This window comes from Chryseosolibacter indicum, assembly GCF_018598585.1.
Classification (GTDB): Bacteria; Bacteroidota; Bacteroidia; order Cytophagales; family Cyclobacteriaceae; genus Chryseosolibacter; species Chryseosolibacter indicus.
This window is the reverse complement of record NZ_JAHESD010000006.1, coordinates 127,714-139,830: the sequence shown is the minus strand read 5'-3', so window position 1 is coordinate 139,830 and position 12,117 is coordinate 127,714. Positions and strand designations below refer to the sequence as shown.

Genomic DNA, 12,117 nt, shown 5'->3' with positions numbered 1-12,117 from the left:
ATTTTTACATTGAGCTTATTCTGCATCTCTGCATTTCTAGGATCTCCAAGTATACTTCTTCCGCCCAAAGCACGTGGTCCAAATTCCATTCTGCCCTGCATCCAGCCGATTACATTTCCTTCGGATAGTAATTGTGCTACATGCTTAGACAATTCTTGTGTATCGTTAAAGTACTGGTATTTGCCATTGTATTTTTTGGCTGTAAGCTTTATATCCAAATCTGTATACTCGGGTCCAAGATAAGATCCTTTCATTCCATCCAGTGACACAGGCTTTATACGGTCTTGTTCATAGTAGATATGGTAAGCAGCCAACGCCGACCCTAGTGCTCCACCGGCATCCCCCGCAGCAGGTTGTATAAAAACCTCTTTAAATAAACCCGTGTTATATACTTTTCCATTAGCAACACAATTTAAGGCTACTCCGCCTGCCATACAGAGATTGTCAGATTGGGTAAGTCTTTTTGCCTCGGCAGCCATTTTTATAACGGCCTCTTCGGTAACTTCCTGTATTGCAAGGCCTAAATTGCAGTGGTGTGATTGAAGTTCAGCTTCTGGTTTTCGTAGTTTAAACCCAAAAAGTTTTTCCCATTTGTCTTCGTGAACCATTCTCAATCCGGTAGCATAGCTAAAGTACTCTTGATTTAGCCAGATGGAGCCGTCTTCCTTGATATCAACTAGGGTGTTCTTGATAATGTCTACGAATCTTTTAACCTCTTCACTGCCTGGTACTCCGTAAGGTGCTAAACCCATGAGTTTATATTCCCCAGAATTAACTTTAAACCCAAGGAAGTAGGTGAATGCAGAGTATAACAACCCTAAAGAATGCGGAAACTTCAACTCTTTCAGAATAGTAATGTCTCGCCCTTTCCCATGGCAAATTGATGCTGTTGCCCATTCTCCCACACCATCAATTGTTAATATTGCAGCATCATCAAAGGGAGCAGGATAATAAGCACTGGCAGCATGAGACAAATGGTGCTCAGGAAAGAGTAACTTTACTTTCTTTTTATCGAAACCTTCAATTTTTTCAAGTTCTTCATAGAGAAGACGTTTTAAAAACATTTTCTCTTTCAACCAAACAGGCATTGCTGTTATGAAAGACGATAACCCTTTAGGAGCAAAGGCATAATATGTTTCAAGAAGTCTTTCAAACTTCAATAGTGGTTTATCATAAAAAGCAATGGCGTCTAACTGACTCAGTTTTGTTCCCCCATAGTTGAGACAGAATTTAACTGCGTTTGTAGGGAAAGCAGCATCATGCTTTTTACGGGTAAATCTTTCTTCCTGTGCAGCAGCAATAATTTCGCCGTTTTCAATAATAGCGGCTGCTGAATCATGGTAGAAAGCTGAGAGACCAAGGATTTTCACAGATAACGTTTGTTTTGATTGAAATGAAAGATGAATCTTCGTTCGGTATAACTTCTGTGTATAAATTATCATTCCCGGTTATTTCACCGCTACTATTGTAGATATGTATATTATTAAAGAGATATGAGTAGTTTAGGCATGCTTTTTTACTTTTGTTGTTTCTTATCCTTTTTTATACTTCATTTCGTATTGTGAATAGAATATTTTCCGATGTGAAATTTTTAACAATTGCAGGTAAACCTTTAGGTACTTGGCCCGTAATTTTAGTACACCTGCTTAACGACTTTAATTTTGCTTCACTGAATAAGAACTACAAAAATGAGTAAGTGAAGATTGACAACAGTTGAATGATACTCCAAAAACTCTTTTAAAAATTTCTTAACAAATGGATCTTTTACTATTAGGAAAAGTATTGTGGCGCAAGGCTTGGATTCTTATTGCAATACCCGTTGTTGCTGCTTTTGCAGCTTACCTGTTTACCATGAATTCTGAGCTTACCTATAAGGCTACATCTCAGATTTCAACAGGATTCACCATTAACGATCAGGTGCACTTAACTGACGAAAAATTTAATCTCCGCGATGCAGATATGCGTTTCAGCAATTTGCTGAATCAAATGAATTCAAGCATTGCTACAAACCTGCTTTCCTATAAATTACTGTTGCATGATTTGAATCCGCTCGAAGTTCCTTTTCATAGACCTGATCCAAATAAGTTTTCAAGTAATGCACAGGAAAAAGAAAGGGTTCGTACAATCCTAAAACAAAGGTTGGATAGTATCAGGCCCCTTACATCTACAGATGTTGACTATCCCTTGGTGAAAAAATATCTGGAAGGTTACGCATATGGTTACTCAAACGTTAAAGATGCGCTTGCAATCGAACGCATAAAAAATACAGATTACATCCAGGTAGATTTCTCTTCTGATAAACCTAATTTATCAGCATATGCTGCAAATGCATTTACAGAAGAATTTATACGGTACTACAGCACAGCAAGAACGTCACGCACAGGTGAATCTGTAGATTTTTTGAAACAGGTTGTAGACGAGAAAAAAGCTGAACGAGACAGCAAGCTTGAAATGCTGCAAATGTTTAAGTCAAGTAATAACGTGCTAGACGTACAAGGAGAGAGTGGTGCTAAAATGGCACAACTATCAGGCTTGGAAAGTCAACGGGATTTATCAAGATCGAATATCAATAGATATGAGTTGATGATTCAGCGATTAACAGAAGATATCAAGTATGCCAGTTCACCTGTTACAAACGGTGGCAATCAAAGAATTTTTGAACTAAGAGAAAAGATTAATCGGTTAAACGAAAGGTACATTACTGGAGGTTCTACAAATCAAAGACTTCTTGACTCACTAAATATTCTGCGTCAGCAACTGGGCGAGCAAACTGACATGGTAAACCGCATGGGCTCTACATTGGGTACAGGTGTTACTGTTGCAGATTTAAAACAACAATTAAAAGATGCTCAAATAAACCTTCAGGTTGAAAGAACCAATTTGAGTGCAATTGAATCAAAAATTAGAGAAGTTCAGTACAACATTTCAGGATATGCTTCTAAAGAAGCGAGGTTAGCTACTATTCAAAAAGAAGCTGACTTGGCATTGCAGGAATATTCTGCAGCTGTTGAAAAGTACAACGAAGCAAAGAACAGGTTAGCAGAAACCAACACATTACGTGTTGTGCTTGCAGCTGTTCCTCCTTTAAATCCTGAAACATCTACCAGGGTGCTAATAATTGCACTTTCAGGTATTACAAGTTTTACGCTTTGTCTGTTTGTAATTATAGGACTTGAATTGATAGATGGTTCTGTACGCACACCTGATAAATTTAAAAGTAGCGTAGGGTTACCCCTTGCCGGAAGCGTAAACAGAATTGATAATAGAAATTTCAATATCCGTTCTTACTTTAATCAACAGAACGGCAACGAAGAAACAGAGATGTTTAAATCACTACTGCGTAAGCTTCGTCATGAAATAGAGTCACTAAATGCTAAAGTAATTCTCTTTACCAGCCCGAAAAGAAAGGATGGTAAAACATTCCTGATGTTTTCGTTATCTTATGTTTTAAGTCTTATTAACAAGCGCGTGCTGATAATTGACACTAACTTTAAGAATAACTCATTATCACAGATTTTAGGACGCAACCAGTCAGACTTAAAAGTACTTGATAGCAAACGTCTTAAAATGCTGACGAGCGCAGAAGGCCAAACAAGAGAAGCACAACCGGAGTTTGATCAAGAAAGTAGTTACGATCTTATCAATCCTACAAAGTATAAAAACATTTACATTGTCGGAAACTCAGGTGGAGGACATGAGTCACCTGCTGAAATCCTCTCAGGAAGAGATTTTTCAAATCTGATTTCAGTTTTGGCCGACAGCTTTGATTATATACTGCTTGAGGGTGCCGCACTTAATGATTATTCAGATACCAAAGAGCTTGTGAAGTATGCTGATAAGGTAGTAGCAGTCTTCTCAGCAGAAACATCAATAAAGCAATTAGACAGGGAATCAATTTACTATTTAAAATCGTTGGGTAAGAAATTTGGGGGCGCTATCTTAAATAGGGTAGATACCAAAAACCTTAAGCTGTAGCTTAAGGTTTCTTTAATTTTTAAGGTGGAATTTTAAGCTTATATGAAAAGATTTTTGATATGGGTACTGTCTCTTTTAATTGTAGGCTGTATTGCTGCAATTATTATTTATAAGTTTTATCTGCCAGGGCTTGTAGCGAAAGCTTTGATTAGAGAAGAAGTTCCTGTTTTAGTTCCACGGTATGTAAAAGCAAGAATAGATCAGTATAAAGTACCCGTTAACCAGGGAGCTGAAGATGTTATTAAAAGTATTCATCGTTCAGATGTATCTGTTGAAGATCTTCTCGAAGCTATTGATGATACAGATGAGGAGCAATTCTATGCTATTGTAGACGAATTTAATATTACCAAACCAAAAAACACTAACGAGGTTTTTGATCTTGCCAAAAAACATCTCAATGTAGATTTTGATTTTGAAATACTTCGCGAGCCCTTCAATAAAAATATCGACATGAAGCTCATCCGCAGAGGAATGGGTTACGCTAATGCTTATCGTAATGAACAGGCTATCGATCCGGGAATAGCCAAAGCCGTAGCTAAAAAAATTCTTCTTCAAAAGGAACAAGAATATAATCAGGAGATGAGTTCAAAATAATATCATCTCTTCCCGTTATTTCAAAAGATTCTCTTGTAAATGAAGATCATGCTTTATCCTACATTGTTCTTTAAGAAATAATGGGTATGATTTTCTATAAGCAACAGTAGAACATTAACTCTTTTTACATTGACGCGAATTGGTAATTCCCGGTTGTTTGCGCATGGCGCTTACTCTTTGATGGACAGACTTTCCATCGTATTCTTCGGTTTCCTAAATGTATTTTTTATGGCCCGTATGCTACCGAAATCTGATATTGGTATCTGGGTCTTATTTACCAGTGTTACAGCCATTTTAGAAATGGTTCGGGTAGGATTTATTCGCAATCCTTTTATTACGCATCTTGTTAGTGCGGACGATCACGAGAAGGATAAAATTGTTACTGCATCGTTTGTATTACACTTTGTACTTTCTTTCGTAATCACACTTGTTGTAATATTTGGTGCTGCTCCTTTGGCTAACTTCTGGAATGCGCCTCAATTAGCTCAACTATTTCTTGTTTACTCGTTCAATAACCTTGTCTTCATTGCTTACCATCATTTTGAATACATTCAACAGTCTAAGCTTAAGTTCAAGGCTATATTTATATGCAACATTTTCCGGTTAGGCACATTTGCGATGTACATCGTAGTACGATTTATACTGAATAGTCCTCCAAGTCTACTTGAATTAGCCATCGTTCAATCGGTTGCTACCGTAATTGCATGTTTTGTATCGTTTTCATTTATCAGAGGTACATTTAACTTTAGCCGCGTTGTTGATTTTAAAATCATAAAAGAACTATTTCATTACGGAAAATACACCCTGGGGACTAACATTAGCTCAATGTTTGTGAGAAACACCGATGCATGGATGATCGGTCGTATTATATCAACTGCTGGAGTTGCTATTTATAATCCCGCCATTCGCCTCGCCAACCTGGTTGAGGTTCCCACATTGGCAATAGCTGGTGTGTTTTTTCCACAGGTGGGTAAGAGATTAAAGGAACAAGGCGCTAAGGGTGTAAGAGATATTTATGTTAAATCTGTAAGTCTTATTTTAGCGCTTACAATACCTATTGTATTACCAATTTACATCTTTGCCGAGTTAGCCATCACCATAATATTCGGATCTCAATATCTAGAAGCTGTTCCCATTCTTAGGGTAACTTTGTTTTATACGTTGATAATCCCTTTCAATCGTCAGTTTGGGACCGTAATGGATGGAACCAAGAGACCAAAGATAAATTTCTACCTGCTTATCCTGGTGGCGGTTCTTAACGTTGTTTTCAACTTTATCTTCCTGCACCAGTTTGGAGTTATAGGTTCGGCCTTTGCTACATTGTTATCATACATTGTGGTATTTATCCTCAACCAGGTAATTCTCTACAATACCTTCGGTGTGAATACCTTTCATGTGTTTACCGCAATTTTTGAGTGGTACAAATTCGGCTGGAACACATTCAGGGCAAAAATGCTAAGACCAGCTTAATAACAGGTATAGCTCTTGTGTAAAACCAGCTACTCGGGCATAGCAATTTTATAATGTTGTTGACTAATTTCTACATCAATGTTGTCAGAAGAATTCCAGCAGGAACCAGAGGTTGAAGAACAGGAACATGAGCAGCCCTCTTCTATGGCAAAAGCCATTAGGGTTTTGTCTATCCTGTTCGTGCTGTTTGTCTACTTAGTAATCTTTTTGAAAATTCTTATTATACCCTAGTACTAAATGTATCTTGATAATAGCAGAAGCAAAATTTCAACCGTAGCACTTGTTGTAGTGTTACTGGGTGTATCTCTTATGATCACCTATTTGCTTGCGAACGCAGGTACGTTCATAGCTCCTACAGTTCTCATTATTATTTTTGGTGTTACTGCTGTAGCCTCTGTTATTAGTGATTACCGCATAGGCTTTTTCATGCTTTACATTATGGGCGGGGTTATGTCTTACATCTCACGCCTTGTCGAAATCAACTTCCCGATGGGAACGGTGTATGACGGTCTCGCAGCATTAACCTTTATAGCCTTATTTATAAATGGTAAACATTATAAAGATTGGACTGGTTTTAAAAACCCAATCACTATAACTTTTACCATTATCGTTGTATACCAATTAATGCAGGTGGCCAATCCTTATGCGGTATCGCGTGTGGCATGGTTAGTTGCAATGCGCGGTAATACATCTTTCCTTATGTATATCGTATGCTTTCAGATGTTTTACTCATTAAAATATCTGAAACGCTTTACGTGGTTGTGGTTGGGAATTGCACTAGTCGCGGCGTTATATGGTATGTATCAGGAATACGTAGGCCTTCCCGATTTTGAAATGAACTGGGTAAGGGCAGTGCCTGAACGCTACAACCTGTATTTTATATGGGGAAGAATGCGCAAATTCTCAATCCTCTCCGATCCTTCTGCCTATGGATTGTTTATGGCGCTTGGTGGTTTGGCAGGGCTTGTATTAGCCATGGGTCCATTTAAAACGGGTTTCAAAATATTTGCAGGTATATCCGGAGTTATTATGTTGATTGCTATGACATACTCCGGAACACGTACTGCCATTGCTATGGCTGCTGTTGGTATTGTATTTTATATTGTCGTTACGTTAAGAAACAGGAAGACCATAATATTTATGATTGCTTCAGCATTTATTGGGGCAGCTTTAATTTTTGGGCCTTTCTATGGCGGTACGGCCAATAGAATACGCTCAACATTTAATCCGAGTGAAGATGCTTCAATGTCTGTGCGTGATGCAAAGCGTATTAGGTTGCAAAATTATATTCAAAGCCATCCGATAGGAGGGGGTCTGTTTACAACAGGCCAGAATGGTGTAAAGTATTCCAAAGGACATGAACTAGCGCAGGGCTGGGATACTGATAGCGGATATCTTCTGATTGGCCTTGAGCTGGGATGGATAGGACTTTTACTTTTTCAGACGTTGTTCTTTCTGGTAATGCTAAAGGGTATCAATAATTATTTTTCCATTGATGATCCCTTCCTGAAAACAATGACGCTGACTTACCTGGTTCCTTTTTTTGCTTTGTCCGTAGCTCACTTTACGCAGGATGCATTGTTTACAAAGCCAATGGGACTTGTTGTAATTGCAACTTATGCTATTATGGTAAGAATGCCATCTTACGAGAAAAAACTTTACTCTGTTGACTTAGTTTAATTATTCAATTCATATAGAAACAATGAAAAAGATAATCTTCTTTCTGTTGATTAGTACAACTGTTTTCGCACAAAACGTAGATTATAACAAAATCATATTGCCATCTGGTGTTCAAACAGATGACTTCGCAGAGAAACTCGTACAGATAGCATGGAGGAATCATCCCACCAATGAAATTTTCAGAAGGGAAGTAAATATAGCAGACATTGAAGTAAATAAGAGCAAAGTGCAATGGCTTGACCTTGTTCGGTTTTCTTCAAACCTTAACGAGTTCGTACTTAACCCTGGGGCAGACCAGCTGAGTCGTAGCGCTTTTTACCCAAAATATAACGTCAACGGAAGTATTTCTATAGCAACGTTTTTTACAATTCCATATAATACAAAACAAAGTAAAGAACGTTTAATGATTACCCAGGCGCAGGTAAATGCACAAAAACTTCAGGTGCGTAACTCTGTAATGAGGGCATACAACAACTACGTATTGCGCGAGAAGATTTTTCGTATTCAATCTCAACTTGCCCTGGATAATGAGACATCTCACAAGTTGTTGGAACAAAAATTTAAGAATGGAGAAATAACGTTTGAAACATATTCCGCAAGCTTAGGAGCGTTTAGCCAGATGACATTGAATCAGCTTACTGCAGAGCGCGATTATAAGGATGCGAAACTTGATCTTGAGCAGCTGATTGGGATGAAGCTTGAGGATGTGCGCTAGGGGATACTTTTGAATTTTTTATTCAAAAGCAGTGAACTGGGATTGCCAGAGAAAACTTAATTTGAGTTAAGGCTGGCATATATTTTATCAAAATTTAATACCCAACTTTCTCTAAATAAAAAGTATAAAGACCCTGGTTTACCTAATGCTACAACGTGTTGAAAAACTGTCTAGATTCCATTCACCAACAGTTAGTGATTGGATTATCTATTTTACCGCTTTTGTAATTGTTCAAATTCCTGCCATTATTAATTTCTATTATAATGGTGGCTCGGGTAATCCGTATACGCTTTTTGCGCAATCGCTTCTTCAGGGAGATTTTGTTCTTCCGCCAATGAAGCTTCACGGCGACCTCATTCTTTTCGAAAACAATTATTATCTTCCGTATCCACCGCTGCCTTCGCTTATCTTGTTACCTTTTGTAGCAGTGTTAGGAGCAGCACACGTAAATACAGTTGCAATTGCTACTGTGATGGCATGTATCAGCTTGTACCTTATCTACAACATTCTTGTTCGGCTGGAAATCATACAGGAGCATTTTAACTGGTTGATACTTGGCGTTTTCTTTGGCACGGGTTACTGGTTTGCCATCTTTACCAGCCACCACGTCTATGCATTCGCTCACATTACTTCCTTCTTATTTCAATTGCTTATCATAAACGAATTGCTTTACAAAAGAAGATGGTGGCTCATAGGTGTTTATATTGCTTGTACTTTCCTTACCCGTCAGTTTACCATATTCTATTTCTTCTTTGCGGCAGGTTACATGTGGTATCTGTATAAGTACAGAAGAGAAAATATAACGCTGCGCGATTTTATTTCACTTTGTGCTACCGTTGCCGTAGGCGTATCAGTATACCTTCTATATAACTACCTCAGGTTTGGTAATCCGCTGGATACCGGATACAGTCATATTGTTTACATCGGAGTATTGAAAGAACGTGTAATGCAGTATGGCGTTTTCAGTCCACGGTATTTCCTTTTCAACCTGTACAGTGTACTTATTAAAGGCTTTAATATACAATTTGAAGGCAACACTTTACTGAATATTAAAGACATGGATTTGTGGGGTACATCCTTATTGGCTGCAAGTCCTTTTCTTATCGCAAGTATAAAAGCCGATTGGCCTAAAACCCTTAAGATTTCAGCTTGGGTTACCATCGTTGCTATTTTATTAGGTCAGTTGTTTTATCATAACAATGGTTTTCACCAGATAAACACTTCAAGGTTTGCCCTGGATTTTCTGCCACTGCTAATTGTGCTTACAGCCCTTGGAGCTCGGCACATACCGAAATGGCTTTTCAGAGGAATGATCGGGTACGCTGTTCTATTAAACCTTATCAGCTTTACCATCCATTTTCTGTACGAATAAGAGAATAAACTTTTTATAATCTTCTGATAGCGCATTGCTAATCGTGCTATCAGAAGATTAAGATTTGTATTTCTACTTAATACCGTTTTTCTTATCTTTATCAACTATACAGGTTCAGCTTTCTATGCTGGTTTATATCGCTGTATTATCCTTTTCTAATTACCATTTACATACTCAATCAACGATCCAGATACACATCCCGGGAGTGGAGGAAAAGAGGAACGAATGTGCAGAGAGTGTGGAGAATTTATTAGAGATTACTTAGAGAAGCCTTAGCCAGGTATTAATCTATCCCAGGAAACCGATTGTATTTAGAAGCAGAAATTTTAGAATGAGAAATGTTTTTGACACTATTTGTCAAAACGCTGTTCTATGTTGCCATTAAAAAAAGACTATGGCTATAATTCATACAAATCCGATTATTAAAGGCGTGCGAGGCTCCCTTGGCGGGGTAATGTTTCGCCGGGTAGGCAAAACCACCATTTTGTCCGCCAAACCCTCTGCGCCGAAGAAGCAAAGTGAACAACAGCGTAACAACAGGCTTAAATTCAAAGAAGCATCAGCCTTTGCAAAGCATATCCTTAAAGATCCGCAAAAGAAGATCTATTATCAGCATAAGGCAAAGAAATTAAGATATCCTAATGCGTATACCGCAGCCCTTACAGACTACATGCGGAAGATAGAAGTTCGAAAAGTAGAACGTTTGCAGTGCAAGGATAAAAAAGACATTGTAAAAGTAAATGTTGCTAAGCAAGATTTTACTGTTCGTGCTGTAAAGGTTGCAATTTGTAATCAGGAAGGCCTTGCTGTATTTTCTGCTGTAGCAGAGAAACGCGATAACACAACGTTTATCTTTCAGATACCTCACAGCTACTTACACCATTGCTATAAACTAAAGGTAATAGCAGAAGATAATACTACCAATACTTTTGTACACGAGCTGTTTTTGTAAGATAAATTACAAACATATCAACCAGATTAACTGCCTATCAGGTGTCGGCTGTACCGTCCTGTTATGCGCTTAATTAAGTACACCAATGCAATAGAAAAGAACAGAACGAAAGCGAAGTATATGGAATAAGTTAGCAGAGAAAAATCGAACTCTCCGAAGATTTTCTCCAGTACGTTACGCGATGCAAATATAAATACGCTGTGTACGAAGAATACACCAAAACTGTATTCACCTAACACTTCAAGCAATGGCATTCGTTTGTCTCTAAATTGATATAAGATAAATAATCCGATGAAACAGAGTAATACTGCCTTCAACATAAAGATGTTGAACATGAATACACCATCATAAATTACATCTTCAAAAGTTATCTTCTCCGGAATGGGTAACCAACCTCTTATTTCTGCCAGGGTAATCGCACCATAGATAATGATCAATGGATAGAGAAGCCATTTGCTTATTGCAAGAACTTTTTCACGATAGAATGATACCCACATGCCCAGCAAATATACGGGTAAGTAATGTAGATAAGATAAGAACGGATTTGCATTATGTGCTGACCTGTAAGTGAAGAAGCAGGTAATGAATAGGATTGGGATAATATAATTATAAGCCTTTTTATTATCTAAGGCATGCAAAATAGGAGAGGATAAGTAGAACAATGTAATGGCAGAGATAAACCAGAAAGGCGCAAGGTGAATACCAGTAATCAGATAATAAAGTATTTTATAAAGAATAGACTGGTTATTAAAATCTTCTGTAATTCCTGGATAATTATAGTTGCCAATAATCCGATAGGCAATAAGTGGAACAGAGATAATGAGATACGGAAGTATTACATACTTGAACTTCTGTTCTATATATTTCTTAAATCTGAAATTGGTATGTGTTAAATATTGAAAGAGGAAGCCTCCTATAAACAGGAACATCACAGTACCGTTTCCTTCACGGGAGTCAAAGAAAGTAGCGATGACATCAAGCGCTCCTTTATGACTTTGCCAATCTACAACGCCACCACGCGCATGAACACAAACAACAAAAAAAATAGCTAAACCTCGGAGGTTATGAATATATGTAAGAAACTTCGACATGAGTCGTTAAAAATTATGAAGGGCTTTTAGAAGTTATACGTTATAATTAGATGCACAGGATGTGATACATTATAAAAAGTATACCATTAAGCGGTAACGGTTTCGTTGATACAGCTCCTTGAAATAATAATGTTTTAAATTTCTTAATGTGTGTTAGCTGTGTATAAAAGGCCCCACCTTACAGCGATGAGGTAATTTTCAGCAGAAGTAATAAAAGTTCACAATAGGCATTCGAAATCCGATGAAAAGTATTATTTATCAATTGATT

Annotated in this window: 9 protein-coding genes; 7 read left to right on the top strand and 2 right to left on the bottom strand. The window is 37.7% G+C overall.

The features are described 5' to 3' along the window. Window positions 1-1,370 (bottom strand): carbamoyltransferase family protein (locus KK060_RS04835; protein ID WP_254152565.1); only part of this gene is annotated, 1,370 nt, incomplete at its 3' end. Between the two features lie 385 nt (window positions 1,371-1,755). Between KK060_RS04835 and KK060_RS04830 the strand changes: the two genes are divergently transcribed. From KK060_RS04830 to KK060_RS04800, 7 genes are all read left to right on the top strand, one after another. Continuing rightward, complete coding sequence (locus KK060_RS04830; protein ID WP_254152563.1) at window positions 1,756-3,975, top strand: exopolysaccharide transport family protein; 2,220 nt, start codon at window positions 1,756-1,758, stop codon at window positions 3,973-3,975. Window positions 3,976-4,017: 42 nt separating this feature from the next. Then, complete coding sequence (locus tag KK060_RS04825; protein WP_254152562.1) at window positions 4,018-4,569, top strand: hypothetical protein; 552 nt, start codon at window positions 4,018-4,020, stop codon at window positions 4,567-4,569. Window positions 4,570-4,698: 129 nt separating this feature from the next. Then, on the top strand, window positions 4,699-6,039 hold the full coding sequence (locus KK060_RS04820; RefSeq protein ID WP_254152561.1) for a flippase: 1,341 nt from the start codon (window positions 4,699-4,701) through the stop codon (window positions 6,037-6,039). Between the two features lie 237 nt (window positions 6,040-6,276). Next, window positions 6,277-7,719, top strand: coding sequence for an O-antigen ligase family protein (locus KK060_RS04815; RefSeq protein WP_254152560.1), 1,443 nt, complete (start codon window positions 6,277-6,279; stop codon window positions 7,717-7,719). A 22-nt stretch (window positions 7,720-7,741) separates the two neighbouring features. Beyond that, window positions 7,742-8,434: a TolC family protein gene (locus tag KK060_RS04810; RefSeq protein ID WP_254152559.1), complete on the top strand. Its 693-nt coding sequence runs from the start codon at window positions 7,742-7,744 to the stop codon at window positions 8,432-8,434. Window positions 8,435-8,579: 145 nt separating this feature from the next. Then, on the top strand, window positions 8,580-9,806 hold the full coding sequence (locus KK060_RS04805; protein WP_254152558.1) for a hypothetical protein: 1,227 nt from the start codon (window positions 8,580-8,582) through the stop codon (window positions 9,804-9,806). A 394-nt stretch (window positions 9,807-10,200) separates the two neighbouring features. Next, window positions 10,201-10,758: a hypothetical protein gene (locus tag KK060_RS04800; RefSeq protein ID WP_254152557.1), complete on the top strand. Its 558-nt coding sequence runs from the start codon at window positions 10,201-10,203 to the stop codon at window positions 10,756-10,758. A gap of 26 nt (window positions 10,759-10,784) precedes the next feature. Here KK060_RS04800 and KK060_RS04795 read toward each other — a convergent pair whose 3' ends face one another. After that, window positions 10,785-11,849: an acyltransferase gene (locus KK060_RS04795; RefSeq protein ID WP_254152556.1), complete on the bottom strand. Its 1,065-nt coding sequence runs from the start codon at window positions 11,847-11,849 to the stop codon at window positions 10,785-10,787. Window positions 11,850-12,117 lie beyond the last annotated feature (268 nt).